Raw genomic sequence first — 17390 nt, forward strand, 5'->3', positions numbered from 1 at the left:
CATGTTGTCGAGACCGGCCAGATTGGCTCCGCTCATTATCAATGACCACCTTGTCCGGCCAGCCGTTCCGGTCGATCTTCCGCTCGAAGAACCGGGTGGCTGCATCTTCATCGCGCCGTTCAGACAGCATAAAATCAAGGGGTTGACCGTCCCGATCCACCGCCCTGTAGAGATAGGTCCACTCGCCCTTTACCTTTATGTATGTTTCATCGACGCGCCATGATCTGGCGGTTGCCGCTTTGCGCTGCTGCGCCACGTCTGCAATCAGCGGCGCGTATTTCACCACCCAGCGGTTCAGCCTCGCGTGATCAACAAGGACGCCACGCTCGGCCATGATCTCTTCCAGGTCACGATACGATACGGCGTAGCGAACGTAGAAGAACACCGCGTAAAGGATGGCTTCTTTGGGATAGTGGGCGCCCTTGAAGTCGATCATCCTGTCATTCCGTCAGCGGTGGCGTTGAAGCCGTCGACATATCGACGTCACCTGCGAGACGGAAGATCACACCCAAAATTTGCGACGGAACCCTTGGGCGTCCTGTCGTCAGACCGACTGCGTGCTAAGCCGTGGGTCGAATTCATGCAACACGCTCCAATGCTGCTTCATTGCCTCGAATACGGAATTTCCGAAGGCCTCAGCGCTCCAAATGTAATTTTTGACTATGGTTTTGCAGGCAGAATCCTGCTGCTAAGGACAAAGACCAAACCGGCTGCCAGAACGACCAACAGCGATTTGTCCAGCCCAACATGTTCAGCAAGCCATCCAATTACCGCGGGTCCGATCAGAAAGCCCGAATAACCAGCGACAGACACAAATGCGATGCCAGCGCCGGGGTTAATGCTTTTAAGTCTTGCCGCATTGCTGAAGACCACCGGCACTAGGTTGGCGATACCAAATCCAAGAAGCGCAAAACCAAAAAACTGCAATGGAATTGTTCCCCCAAACAGGAGCAGCAGGATGCCAATACATGTCAATACACCGCTCAACCGGCCCAGAACCCGATAACCGATCTTGCTGGTTAGGTTATCTCCTGAAAATCTGCCGACGATCATCAAGAGCGCATAAGTCCCAAAACCCAATGCAGCGGTCCCAGCCTCCAAGCCGGAATATTCAATAAGGAATAAAGTGCTCCAATCGGCTATCGCACCTTCACTCATCATCGCCAGGCAAGATAGCGAGCCGAGAAGAACAAGCTTGCGGTGCTTTGCCAGCTCGATGGAAAACCCATTTTTCGGGTTTTGGACAGAGGTTGGATCAGCCAATAAGGACGAGTAAAGTAAAGCGCCAATACCCAGAACAATTAGGCTGATTGCCGCCGCTTGCTGAAAGGGTTCCACTCCAACACTTGCGGCAAAGTAAGTTGTGAGAGCCCCAATTAATGCGCCGATACTGAAGCATCCATGCAGCCGCGACATGATCGGCCGCCGCTGCTTTGCTTCGTAAAGCGCCGCCTGCTGGTTCATCGCGACATCCATTGAGCCGTTTGCTGCGCCCAATAGGATGACCGATAAGAACAATCCTGTCAGGCTCTCCACGTAAAATGCCACGGCCAATGCCGCTGCGAATAATTGCGTTGCAACCATTGAAACTAGCCGACTTCCAAACTGCCTGACAAACAAGCTGGTCATGGACATGAAGACGACTGCGCCAGCAGCTATGACAAGCAAAACCGTTCCAATCTGTGCTTCTGAAAGATCATAGCGCTCTTGAATGAACGGTATGTTGGTTGCCCAGGCCGCGAAAACGATACCGTTGACAAAGAACAGAAAGCCAATCGCGAAGGTAGTCGGCTGTAGAGGCAAATGGCGGGTAAACTGGGTCACGGGAAAATGTCCTATTGGCGAACCGAGGTATTAAACATGAAGCAATTTTGCAGAGTTTCTAACTCTGCATCAGGCGGTTTCGCTGAAATACTGCTTCCAGACGGAAACCAGCATTGCGACCTGCTGACGCGCGATGTCCTTATCCTGCGCAATCAATGGAAAGTTTTCATCAAACACCATAAACGACGACTCGATAGCAAAATGTGTCGGCGTCACGGTCCAATCCGTCTGACCAGACCATTCTGCAAGCCCAGTTTGTAGCGGCAGTATTGGTGCTGTCCAAAGTGTTGTGGGGATGCCGCTTTCTGCCAGAGCAGCTCTGAGTTGTCGACGAATTTCTGCCATTGGCAGCCCTGTGAAGGCAACAGCATCTTCTGAAATCCCAACTCTGATTTTGTGCCAAACATGGGTCGAACCCGAGATAGGGCGGCTGATCTTAAAAAAGGGCAAATCATCCGCCATCGTTAACAGATCATTCATGACCGATTGAACACCAGCGATATGGCTATCTAGCTCCTGGAGCTGATCAATCGCCAGTGCGGCACACAACGGATTCAGGCGGAACATCCCGCCAATCTGGTCGCACTCGCGAAAGACCTCGTATCCATCGCGAAGTACGTCGTCGAACCGGTAATTGGTTTTCGGAGTCTCAACGCCAAAATTACAGATGTCACGAATTTTCTGTGCCAGCTTCGGATCTTTGGTCACACAGTAACCACCATCACCCGCAGACAGATGTTTGCTTTTTTGCATGCTAAAGCAATCCACGTCGGAAAGAAGCCCGACCTCCCTGCCTTTGTAGCGGGCACCATGCGCCTGAGCGCAATCACCCACAACCGGAACAGAAAACTCCCGCACGACCTCAGAAATCGCATCCATATCGCAGCACATGCCATGCATATGCACAACCATAATGGCCTTCACGTCCGAGCTCATGGCTTGACGCAGGGCGTTCGGGCAGATGTTATAAGTGGCTGGATCGATAGCAACGAATTTCGGTTTTGCTCCGATCAGCAAAGCGGCGTGAGGAGTCGCGCACCACGTGTATGCTGGGCAGATCACTGTATCACCTGGCTTGATGCCAAGAGCCAGAAGCGCGACCATCAACGCGGACGTCCCGCTGTTTGTGGAGACCACATGACCGCCACCTAGCCACCGCTCCACGCTGGCCTCAAACTCATTGATAATATCGAGACCCGATCCAGAAAGCTGACGCGACTTAAGACAAGAAATGACACGTTCAATGGCGTCATCATTAAGACGCGGCCAAGTGTTTAATGCGGGCACTTGTTGATCTGAGTTCTGCTCGGAAATAGAAATGTGTTCCACGGTGGACCTTTCAGAAAATATCTTATTGGTTCAAGATTCTGCCCTCTTGCTACATTCTGACTGGCACCTTAGTAAGGTCCAAAAATAGAAAAATGAGGGGGGCCACTTTGAAGAAAAACGATCTTTTGCTTGATCTGATTTCATTGGATCGGGCTAGTTCAGAACCTCTCTACCGACAGGTTTATGAACAATTGCGCCAGTTGGTTTTAAGCGGCGTGCTTGAAGCAAACACGCACCTGCCATCTACACGCCATGCGGCTCAGACCCTAGGAATATCGCGCAATACTGTGATCTACGCCTATGAGGCATTGATTTCGGATGGGTATCTTTCATCGGAACGTGGATCGGGAACCAAAGTCGTGCTCTTGGATGGCCGTCGATTGAAATCTGATCCTGCGACCAACAACAAGGCCCTAAAAGCCGCTCTTTCAGCGCGAGGTCAATGTCTTGCGTTGCAACCGATTGATCAGGGTGTGCCAGCCCAGGTCGCATTCTATCCTGGGTATCCTGATCGCGACGGTTTCCCAATCGCAACATGGGCCCATATGATTCGGCGCAACGCCAGACATCCCGTCAATGACCTTTATGGATACCATTCCGCAGGTGGTCTGCCAGCGCTTAAGGAAGCCATTGCACATTTTGCAACGATCTCACGCGGGGTCACTTGCACCCCCGAACAGGTTATTGTCACCGCCGGAACGCAAGCGGCACTCGATCTGGTTTCAAGGCTCGTTTTGGACCCCGGTGACCATTTCTGGATCGAGGAGCCCGTCTACAAAGGCGCTTACAGCGCGCTGATCAATGCTGGCGGCGTAGCATGTTCAATTCCGGCAGGCGAAGCAGGCTGGGATTTTGGCTCGATGGTGGCCGCTCCACCGCCCAGAACGATTTTTTTGACGCCTTCCTGCCAGTGGCCTTTTGGTCGGGTCATGCGACTGAGGGAACGTATGGATCTTCTGGAACTTGCTAAGCGACACAATGCATGGATCATCGAAGATGATTATGACAGTGAATTCCGGTTCAACAAAACGCCGGGGCCAGCACTTCAGGGGCTGGATGACGATGGCCGTGTTATCTATCTTGGAACTTTCTCAAAGACGATGTTCCCTGCCCTGAGGATCGGCTTCATAGTTGTGCCAGAGCCGTTGATTGACGGATTTGAGCGTGCCATCAATGCAACGGGACAATATCCGCCCTTGTTGCTGCAAGCGGCCCTCGCAGATTTCATTCGCGCCGGTTACTTTGCCGCACATCTCAAACGCATGCGAATCCTGTATTCAAAGCGGCATAGCTACTTTCTAGAGCAGGCGGCCACCCAGCTTTCACCATGGATGCAGTTTTTTCCAGCCGAAGGAGGTATGCAGGTTGTTGGCGTTTTCAAAAAGGAATTCTCTGATGTGGAGATCGCCAAGATCGCCCGCGAAAAAGGAGTTCATGTTATGCCGATTTCGCCGCTTCGCCGACAATTCAACGGACCGACTGGGCTGATTTTCGGATTTGCAGCTGTGGGACCTGAGGAAACGGATGAAGGTATTTCTGTTCTAAAAACGCTCTTTTCGATTGCTGCCAAATAGCGTGAGTTACAGGGCTTCCTGGCCTTGTTGCACAAATTGAGTGAGGGATTCACTGCGTGAATCCAGCGTGATAGCTGGAAGGTATGAGCAGTTGGGCCCCTACGAAGTACAAGACCACGAACGGTGTTGTCACGTTAACAGTTGCAGGTTTGCGAACTTGCTAAAATCGGCATAGCCGGCCCAGATGTCGACATCGCCTATCAGCTACAAACGCCACCGCTTTCCGCCCGAAATCATCGCCCACGCGGTCTGGCTCTAAGTCCGTTTCAATCTGAGCCTGCGCGAAGTCGAGGAGATGCTGCTCGAGCGCGGGATCGACGTCTCATACGAGACCGTCCGACGCTGGATTGTGAAGTTTGGTCCCGGGATCGCCCGAAATTTACGCCGCTGCCAGGCGCACCCGAGCGACATTTGGCATCTGGACGAAGTCCGTGTGGAGATCTCGGGTCGTGTGTTCTGGCTCTGGCGCGCTGTGGATCAGGATGGGATGGTTCTAGACGAGATCTTGCAATCCAGACGTGACAAACGGGCTGCGAAACGGCTTCTGAAGTCGCTGATCAAGCGCTACGGAATTCCCCGGCGGATCGTGACGGACAAATTGAGATCGTACGGCGCGGCGAAACGCGAGGTGGCCCCCGGTCTCAAGCACCGGTCCCACAAAGGTCAAAACAATCGTGCCGAAAACAGCCATTTGCCGTTCCGCAAGCGAGAGCGATGCATGCAGGGATTCCGATCTCCGGGAGGCTTGCAACGATATGTGTCCTGCCACTCATCCGTACGCAACCACTTCTCCGTTCCCGCCCGCCGCCGTTCCGCAGTTCAGATCAGATACCACCGCCTGGAAGCCTTCGACGCGTGGAAGGTCGCTGCGAGCATCGCTTGAATGGCGAACACAATCGCCTTCATGCGACTCGCCACACTTAATGTGACAACACTGGCCAGTCAGGCCAATTGCGGATCGATCTCGACAAGTTGGCAATACCAGTTCAAGCATTGCTTTCTTGTACAATGAAGCAATTTTTCACTCAGGCTCTTCAAAGAAGCTCCAACAGTTGTCAAATGGTGGCTTATGAGTTTGATGGTACATACGACTCCTATCCATTCTTGAGAATATCGATTGCGCGGATTTCAGGCGACCTAGAAACTCTTGAACAACTCGCCCAGATCTCTCATCCGCAACACTTAGCTCAAGTAACAAAGCGTTAGTGTTGAGCATTAAATCTGTGCCACCTAACTCAAACCGATCCATACCGGGAAATCCTAGCTTCGTATTGGGTTGGGTATTTGGATAAATCTCATCGCTCTCCCTACCCTCCAAAGCACGTTCGGCCTCATATGCCTTTATCATATTCGCATAAAAGTACGCGCTACCCCCAATAACTTTTTGCGATTCGTTAATGCCGTGGTCCAAAAAGGTTTGAAAAGTCGATATCAACCATCGAGTCGGCAGAGTTCCCAACAAAATATCATACTCTTCTTCCCAAAGTCGCTGAAAAAGAAATGATGCATGTTCAGTATAAGCCGTGCTGCGCCGCAGATAACTTATTGTAAGGCCTAGCAATAGGCACGTTTCTGGAAAACCACTGAGTCGGTAGGATAGAATTGATTTCTGATTTTTCATGTCAGCACGCCCCCCCGATGGAAAAGCAGAGGGAGCGGCAATAATTTGCGTCCTCAAATTTCTTAAGTCAGAAAGTGGTTCCGGTAATAGTAGTTGCTGATCTTGCCAATGCACTCGACGGTTAACGCGTTGCCAAAGACTTTCTAGATCCTCAGGCAGCCAATCAGGTTTCTGTGGCCTTGACCCCCAACTCGATTTTGTTATTTCCGCGGGACTTAGAACCGGTCGAACAATTTCATTGATGATAAAGTTCTTTGCTCTTCTCTTTGCTTGATCGGTTGCAGAGGAGCCATTAATGGATTCGATAGATCGGATTCCACCTATTAATTCATTATTCTCAGTTCTGTGGACTGGGAATTTCGATCGATCAATATCTTCGTCGCCAGTAATTCCTTGAATTAAGGTTAATGCTGCGGATATGCCGTCTGATGTCAGGTGCGGCAGACGAAAAAATTTCGAAGGCAACTTCGTCTCCGATTTCTCTAGAATTTCATCCCAGAGATTTTCTGGTTTCAAAAACTTTCTAAATTGTTCATAGCTTGCGAATCGCTCAAGTCGCTCAGAGTTGAAGAGGTAAATTTCTTTTAGCCAGATTTCGGGGTTGCGCTCAAAAAAATAAAACGATAAGTCAAATGGATTAAGTAATTTTCTAATGATATTAATTCTGGCCCAGAGAGCAGGGTAAACACGTCGCCTATTTTCTTCACCTGGCCGCACTCCTGCTAAATCTACACAAGAAATAACCCAATCGCCTTTATGTTGACGAACGATGTCGGCTAATTGTTGAGAGCGGTCGACTATTACACTTCCGTCTTGGGATTCGACAACCTTCAGGATAAGATTTGATATGTCTTCGCTAGATATCCTCAATCCATATTTATTTAACAGCCAATCAGACTTTTGTAAGAGTGATTTCAGAACTGTGTCAGAATCAGTTTCATGCGGACCAATATGAATATGAATTCTCTGACTCATTATGATGGATACCTACCGCTTGAGCTTATGGAAAGATATTAAGTCATGAAAAAAGAAGGCGCAACAAAAAGGGCGCGCAGCATGAGTAGCTCGCATGATTGGGATCATCGGCTAGGTGTTCCATTGCGCATGATCATATAGACCCTCGCCGATCTGCGCTTTTCATGGCACGATCGATCCTGTGAGAGGTTCGGGACAGGGATGTGACATGCTGGCAATGGACCAACTCCGTCTTCAGTGAGGCAAAGAAGCTCTCCATTGGTGCGTTCTGCGCCTTCAAACGATCCCCCGGGTCGTTTGATCCGCTCGCGCGGACACACTTGAACTCGAGGAAGCCCCCCTTGCGGCTCATAGACTGGATCAGCCTGGCGCGGTGGATGATCTTGCGATAGTCTCCATTGTGATATTGCATGCCGTGGACGCCCTTCTGTTTGTCAAGCGGCGATTTGGGCCTGATTGATTTCCCGATAGCGGGCGCGGATCAGTCCAAAGGGGATTGCCAACTTGCAGACGCGCCCGAGGGTGTTTAGCCGGTCGCCATGAATGTACCAGCTGAGATGCCGCGCCTGAAGGGCTACCGTTTTCCCCGTGAAGTCGTCGCCTACGCCGTTTGGGCCTATCATCGGTTCGCGCTGAGCACGGCGGATATAGAGGATCTGCTCGCCGAGCGAGGCGTCATCGTCAGCCGGGAAGCCGTTCGGAAATGGGTGAACCGGTTTGGTCTGCATTTCGCGCATTGCATCAAGCGCGACCGGCCCGCAGGGTCAGATAAGTGGCACCTCGATGAGGTCGCCGTCCCGATCAACGGCATCAAGATGTGGTTATGGCGGGCCGTGGATGGTGAGGAGGACAAGAAATTGATCCGGGGGATCAATTTCCCGACGAACGCGATGTGCTCGACATTCTGGTGCAGCCAAGGCGAAACGCCAAGGCAGCCAGGCGGTTTCTGAAACAGTTGATCGCCCGGTTTGGCCAGCCTCGCGTGATCGTCACGGACAAATTGCGCAGCTATATCAAACCGATCCGCCAGCTGGCTCCAGACGCAGATCACCGGGCTCATAAGGGCCTGAATAATCGTATTGAAGGCTCGCACCGACCAACGCGGAAACGAGAAAAGCTCATGGGACGGTTCAAGTCGGTCAGGCAAGCGCAGCGCTTCCTCTCCGCCCATGACCAGATCAATGTGATATTCAGACCCCGCCGCTACCGACTTTCAGCCATCTCTTACCGCCACGCCAGATCAGATGCCTTCGATCTGTGGCGCAGCTACGCCCTCGAAATGACCGCGTCATCGGATCCGCGCAGGACTTTTACAATCGGTGCAGAACAAGTTGGCAATCCCCATCTGACTTCTATCTTAGAGGCGCGGTCACAGCTAACTTTGACACGTCCTCGCGCATGCCCGCCTGAAATCACCGAACAAACCAGACGGAACCCTGAAGAAGGTCAAAATTGTAGTCGCGGAGGTTTGGGTGATGATCGCACTCTATCAGCACATCGTATGGAATTGACAGGGTGCGACCATTTGGTCGGTAGTCTTAGTCAACAAAATGTAACTCTTCTACATACTGCGACGTGCCACCTGCATTGACTAGTTTTTCTTTGATAAGTATAGTGGACGGATTTGGCCGCCACCACTTTCTTCGTCGATAATAGTTTCAGAGAATTTAATGGGATCTCCAACCTATCCTGCAATATAACTGTTCATCATCTAACCGCCACAATACAGTCCAAAATACTTCACCGATCCTAGACAGAAGTGCTGAGCACAAAACTAAGATTGGACCTCAAAGTGACCCGCCGCATCAAGGTACGATTGCCCGCAAACGAAATGTGGTCTGAGAGCGAAATACTCTCCCACCAGATTTTCGGCACAAATATGCTATTCCATACCGATCGGTTAGGTGAAAATTCAACCTATCCTAGGAAAATCGAAGCGCTTGGAATAAAGAGCATACGATATCCGGGGGGAACAATCACCGAGCAGTATTTCGATCCGAGCGATCCTGACAATGACCGCGCGCAAAATTCAATGGACATAAAAGACGGACAAAACCCGATAAAGACGACCAAAATTACGCCATTATCAGAATATCTCGCATATATAAATTCAATAGGTGGTTACCCAACGTTGGTATTTCCAACTTACAGATACTATGACGGTTCCAATAATGGGCTTAACGCCACTGCTAAGGCCGAAATAAGTAGCTTTTTCGAAAAGTTGTTTTCCGGCGAGTACGGAGAGTTCGAAACGTTAAACATCGAAATTGGCAATGAGTGGCATCAAGATAGATTTAATTGGAGCGTCGATCAGTTTGGTCTCATCCAATCGGCGATAGCCGAAATCATAAGCAGCGCTGCAGATCAAACGTCAATCAGAGAAAGTGTAAAAATATTCGCGCAAGGAGGAAGGAGCGAATATCAAAACTCAATTTTATCTCAATTCTTTAAAGGCGACAAGAGTCGATATCTTGATGGCGTCGTAACGCATATCTACGGGGCAAATGAGACGGGAAACCCTCTTGAAATAGGAGGTCAAGTCAACAAGCGAATCGAGCATATGGAATCCATATGGAAAAATACTCTCGGGAAAAATGTCCTTACAGCCATCACTGAATGGAATGTAGGTGAAGATGGTGAGGAGAATACTTCAATAAATGGAATAATGCGTTCGGCACCTCTACTGCGAATGTTTTGCGAAATGATTGAATCGGGCGCGGACTTAGTACATCTCTGGACACTCCAAACCAACAGCCCGGCCGGCTTAAGTGACAAAGAAGGTCGTGCAGGAGATATTTCACCTACCGGATATTTATTTGATATGTTGTTAAATGAGACAATGGGCCTAAATCTAATAGACAGCGATAACAGTTTTAAAATTCATGATGCCAATGGAGACCCAGTCGGTTATAATTTTAATTTTCATGGAACAGCGAGATCCAGTTTATTTTTCTCATCCGGGACACCATCAGCTTTGAACTTACATATTGATGCCTCCTATTTTTTGGAAGATGCTGCGAGCGTTTATATTAAGATTTTGGGTGCAGCGCCCGGCACGACCGGCGTCGAGTATAATGCAAATGCATCTTTTCGGTTCATTACTGCAGACGAGTTGTCTGACATAATTGGTCGTGACGGCACTATTAATCTTTACCTTCACGGTTACGAAACTGCCGTAATTGGTGTGGTCTATGATGGTGGTGTTGTCCTTGACGGTGATTGGCAGAATAGCATTAGCGACACATTATACGGTGGAGCTTCCTCGGATACAATTCTAGGAAACCTCGGTGGTGATTGGATCTCTGGTAAAGCTGGGAACGATTACTTAGGAGGTGGAGAGGGTGAAGATAGCATCATCGGTGGAGTTGGGCGAGATACCATACTTGGCGGCGAAGGCCATGATACCTTGGAGGGTGGAACTGGGGATGATGATATTTCGGGCGGAGAGGGACGGGATAATATTTTTGGGGGAGATGGTAGGGATACTTTATCTGGAGGTGAAGGAGACGACAGAATACATGGCGGTAGCGGCAATGACCTGATTCTTTTCGATACTAAGGGGAATTTTAACGAACTGGGAAAAGACCTCGATATTATCGACGGAGGAGATGGCGTAGATACACTTTCCTTTGAAAAGGTGGGTAGAGGCGTCGCCATTTCAACAGAAGAGCGTTCAGTGGAAATTGGTCTGAACAAAGTAGTGTTCGATGATATTCTCGATTTTTTTGGCAGTGCATATCCTGATCATTTTTTGATTTCGGGGGTGCTTCAGGATTTCTATGGCAACGATGGAAATGATACTTTCACGATATTATCTGGTACGCAGAACAAGCTTGTTGGTGGGTCCGGCAATGATCGCTTCATTGCTTTTAATGGATCTTCCAACGGCCTCTTTGGAGGTCCGGGAGATGATGAATTTCTATTCTTTGGCGGCCGAGCCCATTACGTTTATTTTGGTGTCGGCGATGGATTTGACACGATTAAGGGCTTCGATCCAGTGTCAGATCGCATTGTTTTCAGGGAGGACGTCGATGAAGACGGTGTGAGAATGGAAACTGCTAATGATGGAACCTATCTAACTGTGGAAGATGGCGATAGCATTTTTTTTCATGATATGCTTTTGAATATCGATGACGTTACACTGCTCTTTCTTTAGGCAGTCAGTTCGGACATCTGGCGGACCGGGTTCAAGATCAATATGTCCGGCTATGATCTTCAGATCTTGCAGACGTATTCGTACGATGTGAGCTTGTTGGGTATGTTGAGCCGACGCGCGAAATTGTATACTGCTATGTACTCCGTAAGGTGCGTTCGCAACTGACTATGGCTGTGGTACTCAAGGTTTTTACATCGGCTTTCTTGGTCCTTTGATCTTTCACCTAATGGACACGAACCATTGGCTTCAGCCGGTCCGCTTCAGTGGCTTTTGCTGATGACCTTCTCTCCCGAATTTTGAAGCCCCCCGGAGGGCATAGGCTTCAAAATTCGGGAGAGAAGGTCATGCGCTACTCGTCTTCCGCGCACACGCGATTTTACCACAGGTTCCACGTCGTGTGGTGCACGAAATATCGTTACAAGGTCTTACAAGGTCCGATGCGCGAGCGCGTCTGGGACATCATCCGTCAGAGCTGTGATGAGATGGGGGTCCATATCGTCCGGGGCGCCCTGGCGCGCGACCACGTCCACATGTTCCTGTCGATCCCGCCAAAGCTGTCGCTGTCGCAGGTCATGCAGCGGATCAAGGGCCGCTCGTCGCGCCGCATCCAAATGGAGTTTCCGGAGGTGCTCAAACGGTACTGGGGCAGGCGATTTTGGGCCCGAGGATACTTCTCGACAACGTCCGGAAAAGTGACCGACCATATCATACTTCAGTATCTGGAGTTGCACTCCAAACGCGATGCTACCGGGTCCAGCCGGTGGAGGTTAACTTCCGCTGAGAAGTGACCCGGTAATTTCGTCGAAAACTGATCCACCCTTGTTTATGTCTCAGTGGGGATTTGTTGCACAAAACATCCGAGGGATTCACTGTCTGACTCCGGGATGATAGCTGAAGGTCATGATTGGTTGGGCCCCGACGAAATATAAGACCAAGAACTGGCCTTCGTATAATTGGCCATTGATGCGCCATTGGTTCGAGCACAATGGCCGACGCGTTGACGTGGCGCGGATCGCCGTCGATATGGTTTGATCCCGACATGGTCTGGGTCCCGCCGCCGAGTTGCAAGCGCGGTCGGCAACAGAGTTACAGCGATGCTGCGATTCAGGCGCGCTTGACCCTGAAGGTTCTGTTTGGCTTGCCTCTGCGCCAGACGACGGCCTTTGTCGAAAGCCTTTTGCGGCTGGCCGGGCTGAATTGGGCGGCGCCCGGTTACAGCACCCTGTGCCGCCGCGAGAAGACGCTGAACGTGAAGCTGCCCTTTCGCGGCGGAACGGATCCGCTGAACCTTCTAATCAATCGCACAGGCATTAAATCTGAGGGCGAAGGCGAATTGGGGCTCCGCCCGTTCGGGGCGGAAACGATCCCCCGGATCGTTTCCCGAATGCGCCTCACCCCGATAGCATGGCGGCCCGAAGGGCCGGGTTTGGCGCAAGATACACATCGGTCTTGATGAACAACCGCTTGAGGTTCGGGCCGTCAAGCTCACGACCAGCAATGTCGGTGACGCACCAATGCTGCCGGAATTGCTTGACCAAATTCCACTCGACCAGGACATCGGATCAGGCACTGCCGATGGTGCCTGTGACACCCGCAAATGCCACGATGCCTTTGCCGCGCGCGGTGCTCTTGCCGTCATACCGCCGTGAAAAAATGCCAAGCCGTGGAAACCCACGAGCGCAAGGTCTATCGCCCGCAACGATGCGCTCAACGCCTCGCGCTATCTCGGGCGAACCATTTGGCAACGCTGGAGTAAATACCACCGCCGAAGCCGTGTCGGGGCCAAGATGAATTGCATCACGTGTCTTGGCCAATCCCTGATGGCAAGAGACTTTGATCGGCAGGTCGCCGAAATCCAGATCCGCGTCGCCGTGCTCAATCGCTCCACCGCTCTTGGCAGACCCGTCACTGTGCTCGTAGGATCAGTCCGTCCGGGGAAAGAGGAACTGCATTCAGCCCCAGATTTGTGCAACAAGGCCATTTGGGAGAGCCTACCGGGTTACTTCTCAGCGGAAATCAACACCCCTGAGACCGACAGCTCGACAATGTCAACCCTGTGAAGCAAAGCCTGAAATTTTTGGGTGGGTATTAATTTCATCTAAACGGTTTTCAGTCATATTTTCTTTGAGATGGCGCAAGAAAGATCCGTTTGGTGGGTTAATGGTAAAAATTTATCATGTCGAAATAAACGGATTACCATTTGTCATAATCCGAGAAGATTTGGAAGTTTCGGGCGAATTCCTGATCACAATAACTGACGAATCATTTTCTAGATCTCCTATTCACTCCAAAATAAACGGTGCTCAAGGTCTAATTGACTTAATGAGTTTATTTTCGGGCATCTTAATATCCCGTTCGAACTTTCCAGAACTTTCCAAAATTCTCACAGAGAACACCGAAACAAATGGCTTTGATGATGTGACCGCCCCCCACCGGTATCAATGTGCCAAGGTGGGTCCGCAACGATCCACATAGGATAGTGGTCATATCGAGCGTGTCGCATAGATCAAACTCGGGGTGTTTGTTCCTTTTCCCAGTCTGATCAGATGACTATCGCATTGTCCACGTGGCCGAGGTCGATCATGCGATTGAGGGTTTTGACGACGATCAGAAATTTGGTTGCGTGGCTTTCCATGTTTCTGTCACGTGGCTTTGGCCCAATCATCTGCCTGTAGCGATCGATCTGTGCTGCAACACGCGATCTCTGACCGTAAACGCTCACCTTGTGCCTGGCGATGCGACTGTGGTCGGCGATCATCTGCATATAAGCATTGGGGAGCGCGCAACCGCCCTGGACGGCGTTGCCGTCAAATCCCGAAGGGTAATACAGCTGTCTCCCGAACAACTCCGATTTAAGTTTTCGCCAGTCTTTTATCGCCTGGAAGGGTGACCCGCTGCGCAATTCTGGCCGGGCCAGCTGTTTGATCTTCGTCCCTGTCTCTGGACAGTGGGGTACTTTACCCCTGTCCATGAGAGGAGCACGAGATGGGACGACATCGACGGAAATACACGGATGAGTTCAAGGGTGAGATGCGCTGTGCGCCGTTGGTGCGAGCACCTCATCGAACGCGGTAGAGCAATTTTACGAGCCGGGTGCTACGCAGGGCAGAGTGGCGAAAGAGTTGGGGATCACCGGCACGCAGCTGAAGACCTGGCGGCTGGAGATCGAGGCGTTCGGCTCGATGGAGGCCAAACGTCGCCAGAAGGCGGACGCCGCCGAGTTGGAGCGGCTGCGAAAAGAGAGCAAGCGGCTGGCAGAGCAGAACGAAATTCTTCAGAAGGGTGAGCAGGCGAACGCCACCGGTCCGGGTGCGCCTGCGAACGCTGTTTTCGCCTCTCGGGCGGTGAAGTGAGGGCATGAGCGCCACTGGTCCGAGCGACTGCCCGAACGATGAACAAGCGCGCTTTCATCACGGACCGCAACGCTCAGTTCGACTGACCGTGGCCCCAGTGGGGCCGCGTAAGCGGGAGAACGCGGTTTCGACACTTTGCCGGCTGGTCCGCCTGTCGCGCAGCTGGCTCTATGGATATCACGCCGGCCAGGCGGCGAGCGATGACCGCCGCGAGCGGCGATCTGCATGGGACGACGTGCTTCTGGCAAAAATTATGCGGGTCTTCAAAGCCAGCAAACACCGCCACGGGTCCAGGCGTATCCACCGGGATCTGTGCGCTGACGGGGAGTGCGTCCCGGAGCGGCGCGTGGCCATAATAATGCGGGAAAACGAGATCACAGCCTGCCTGAGAAAGCCGCGCAAGCCGATGACCACGAACAACAATCATAAGCTGACACCATCACCGAACCTGCTTGGGCGGTCCTTTCATTGCACCATCCCGAACACCGTTTGGCTGGCCAATATCACTTACGTAAGTACCGATGAGGGTTGGCTCTACCTCGCGGCCGTTAAGGATACGGCCACGCCCGAAATCGCCGGCTGGGCCATGGCCAATCACCAGCGCGCTGAACTGTGCTGCGACGCGCTCCGAATGGCTCTGGATCGGCGCGGCCCGGTCCCGGGCCTAATCCTGCATTCGGACAGCAAGTGTGTTTGTGCCAGTCTGGCGCGGGCGGCCTGACCCTCACAGCGATGGATCGTTATCGTCAGTGGTACTGCAAGGCATCCGGTGTGGTTTGACCCACATTCTGATCGACGCAAACGTGTCTTTCCCCGTACCTGTCGGCCGCCCGGATTGTCTTGCAGGGAGGGTTTCCTCATGCTGCTCCTGTGACCCGAGAAGGGCCTGACGCTTGTCACGTTGCTGTCTTGTCCTGGTGCTTGCTGCCGGAGGCCCGGATTCAGCAGGAAGCAGGACACATGATGGATAAGACATATCAAACCCGGCAAATCGTTGGCGGTGTAGATACCCACAAGGATCTGCAGGTCGCGGCTGTTGTCGATGATCAGGATCACGTTCTGGCAAGCGAGAGTTTCGCAACAACACTGCGGGGGTACCGGCTGATGTTGGAATGGATGCGCTCTTTCGGAGACCTTCAGCGCGTGGGTGTTGAAGCAACCGGAACCTACGGAGCTGGCGTCTTGCGGTATTTCCAAAAGGCCGGCGTGCAGGTGCTCGAGGTTACAGGGCCGGATAAACACGATCGCCGGGTCCGGGGCAAATCTGATACGCTTGATGCAGAGGCTGCCGCGCACGCCGCCTTCGCGCGAAGACGAACCGTGACCCCCAAGACGCGCGATGGAATGATCGAGGCATTACGGGTGCTTAAGGCGGTTCGGAAGACGGCGGTTCAGGCCCGCCGGATAGCGCTGCAGATGATCGGAAATACCATCATCTCAGCACCCGACGCCCTGCGCGACAGCGTGCGGCACCTGACCCTAATGAAACAGATCCGGACCCTTGCGGCTTGGGGACCGGACGTGACCGCATACCGGGAGATGGAGACCGCTTACCGGATCGCCCTGAAATCTCTGGCGCGACGTTACCTCGAACTTCATGATGAAATCTCCGATATTGATGCGATGATTACACGCATCGTTGATGATCTGGCGCCGGAACTCGTGCCACAGGAGGCGATCGGCACCCATTCTGCGGCTCAATTGTTGATCACAGCGGGCGCCAACCCCGAGCGCCTGAAGTCCGAGGCAAGCTTTGCAGCCCTTTGCGGCGTCAGCCCAATCCCGGTGTCCAGCGGAAAAACGGACCGCCGTCGCCTGAACCGCGGCGGCGACCGGGCCGCCAACAGCGCGTTGCACATCATTGCGATTGGCCGTCTGCGATGCGACGAGGGAACGCAGAAATATGTCGCACGGCGCATCGCAGACGGCCTCTCAAAACGCGAGGCCATTCGGTGCGTGAAACGCTACATTGCCCGAGAAGTCTTTGGACGGGATTGCCAACTTGTTCTGCACCGATTGTAAAAGTCCTGCGCGGATCCGATCACGCGGTCATTTCGAGGGCGTAGCTGCGCCACAGATCGAAGGCATCTGATCTGGCGTGGCGGTAAGAGATGGCTGAAAGTCGGTAGCGGCGGGGTCTGAATATCACATTGATCTGGTCATGGGCGGAGAGGAAGCGCTGCGCTTGCCTGACCGACTTGAACCGTCCCATGAGCTTTTCTCGTTTCCGCGTTGGTCGGTGCGAGCCTTCAATACGATTATTCAGGCCCTTATGAGCCCGGTGATCTGCGTCCGGAGCCAGCTGGCGGATCGGTGTGATGTAGCTGCGCAATTTGTCCGTGACGATAACACGGGGCTGGCCAAACCGGGCGATCAACTGTTTCAGAAACCGCCTGGCAGCCTTGGCGTCTCGCCTTGGTTGCACCAGAATGTCGAGCACATCGCGTTCGTCGGGAAATTGATCCCCCGGATCAATTTCTTGTCCTCCTCACCATCCACGGCCCGCCATAACCACATCTTGATACCGTTGATCGGAACGGCGACTTCATCGAGGTGCC

10 protein-coding genes and 5 pseudogenes are annotated in these 17390 nt (G+C 52.2%); 9 read left to right on the forward strand and 6 right to left on the reverse strand.

Annotated elements, in window-relative coordinates; genetic code table 11:
* The 3 genes and pseudogenes from FEV53_RS17480 to FEV53_RS17490 all read right to left on the reverse strand — a co-directional run.
* Positions 1-436, reverse strand: a pseudogene (locus FEV53_RS17480) (IS6 family transposase); the annotation flags it as partial.
* Positions 437-660: 224 nt separating this feature from the next.
* The gene (locus FEV53_RS17485; RefSeq protein ID WP_185962296.1) at positions 661-1824 is read right to left on the reverse strand and encodes an MFS transporter; all 1164 of its coding nucleotides are present in this window, start codon (positions 1822-1824) and stop codon (positions 661-663) included.
* Between the two features lie 69 nt (positions 1825-1893).
* On the reverse strand, positions 1894-3153 hold the full coding sequence (locus FEV53_RS17490; RefSeq protein ID WP_221931657.1) for a DegT/DnrJ/EryC1/StrS aminotransferase family protein: 1260 nt from the start codon (positions 3151-3153) through the stop codon (positions 1894-1896).
* A 107-nt stretch (positions 3154-3260) separates the two neighbouring features.
* Between FEV53_RS17490 and mocR the strand changes: the two genes are divergently transcribed.
* Complete coding sequence (gene mocR / locus FEV53_RS17495; RefSeq protein ID WP_221931658.1) at positions 3261-4727, forward strand: rhizopine catabolism transcriptional regulator MocR; 1467 nt, start codon at positions 3261-3263, stop codon at positions 4725-4727.
* A 184-nt stretch (positions 4728-4911) separates the two neighbouring features.
* A pseudogene (locus tag FEV53_RS17500) lies at positions 4912-5610 on the forward strand (IS6 family transposase).
* A 138-nt stretch (positions 5611-5748) separates the two neighbouring features.
* On the opposite strand, the gene FEV53_RS17505 reads toward FEV53_RS17500, so the two are convergent.
* The gene (locus FEV53_RS17505) at positions 5749-7323 is read right to left on the reverse strand and encodes a hypothetical protein (RefSeq protein WP_142836040.1); all 1575 of its coding nucleotides are present in this window, start codon (positions 7321-7323) and stop codon (positions 5749-5751) included.
* Between the two features lie 539 nt (positions 7324-7862).
* Between FEV53_RS17505 and FEV53_RS17515 the strand changes: the two are divergent.
* From FEV53_RS17515 to FEV53_RS17530, 4 genes and pseudogenes are all read left to right on the forward strand, one after another.
* Positions 7863-8611 (forward strand): annotated as a pseudogene (locus tag FEV53_RS17515) (IS6 family transposase); the annotation flags it as partial.
* Between the two features lie 504 nt (positions 8612-9115).
* Positions 9116-11479 carry a calcium-binding protein gene (locus FEV53_RS17520; protein WP_142836041.1) on the forward strand — a complete coding sequence of 788 codons (2364 nt, stop codon included), beginning with the start codon at positions 9116-9118 and terminating at the stop codon, positions 11477-11479.
* Between the two features lie 344 nt (positions 11480-11823).
* Entirely contained in the window at positions 11824-12267 is a 444-nt protein-coding gene (gene tnpA, locus FEV53_RS17525) for an IS200/IS605 family transposase (protein ID WP_142836042.1), read from the forward strand.
* 112 nt (positions 12268-12379) lie between these two features.
* Positions 12380-13401 (forward strand): annotated as a pseudogene (locus FEV53_RS17530) (IS5 family transposase); the annotation flags it as partial.
* Between the two features lie 620 nt (positions 13402-14021).
* On the opposite strand, the gene FEV53_RS17535 reads toward FEV53_RS17530, so the two are convergent.
* Positions 14022-14450, reverse strand: coding sequence for a hypothetical protein (locus tag FEV53_RS17535; RefSeq protein WP_142836043.1), 429 nt, complete (start codon positions 14448-14450; stop codon positions 14022-14024).
* A 139-nt stretch (positions 14451-14589) separates the two neighbouring features.
* Here FEV53_RS17535 and FEV53_RS21305 point away from each other — a divergent pair, with 139 nt between their 5' ends.
* From FEV53_RS21305 to FEV53_RS17550, 3 genes are all read left to right on the forward strand, one after another.
* Positions 14590-14832 carry a hypothetical protein gene (locus FEV53_RS21305; RefSeq protein ID WP_246100890.1) on the forward strand — a complete coding sequence of 81 codons (243 nt, stop codon included), beginning with the start codon at positions 14590-14592 and terminating at the stop codon, positions 14830-14832.
* A 4-nt stretch (positions 14833-14836) separates the two neighbouring features.
* Positions 14837-15553 (forward strand): DDE-type integrase/transposase/recombinase, encoded by a 717-nt coding sequence (locus FEV53_RS17545; RefSeq protein WP_142836044.1) that lies wholly within the window; start codon positions 14837-14839, stop codon positions 15551-15553.
* Between the two features lie 242 nt (positions 15554-15795).
* Complete coding sequence (locus tag FEV53_RS17550; RefSeq protein WP_425465500.1) at positions 15796-16854, forward strand: IS110 family RNA-guided transposase; 1059 nt, start codon at positions 15796-15798, stop codon at positions 16852-16854.
* Positions 16855-16873: 19 nt separating this feature from the next.
* Here FEV53_RS17550 and FEV53_RS17555 read toward each other — a convergent pair.
* Positions 16874-17390, reverse strand: a pseudogene (locus FEV53_RS17555) (IS6 family transposase); the annotation flags it as partial.

Source organism: Palleronia caenipelagi (assembly GCF_007004065.1).
Classification (GTDB): domain Bacteria; phylum Pseudomonadota; class Alphaproteobacteria; order Rhodobacterales; family Rhodobacteraceae; genus Palleronia; species Palleronia caenipelagi.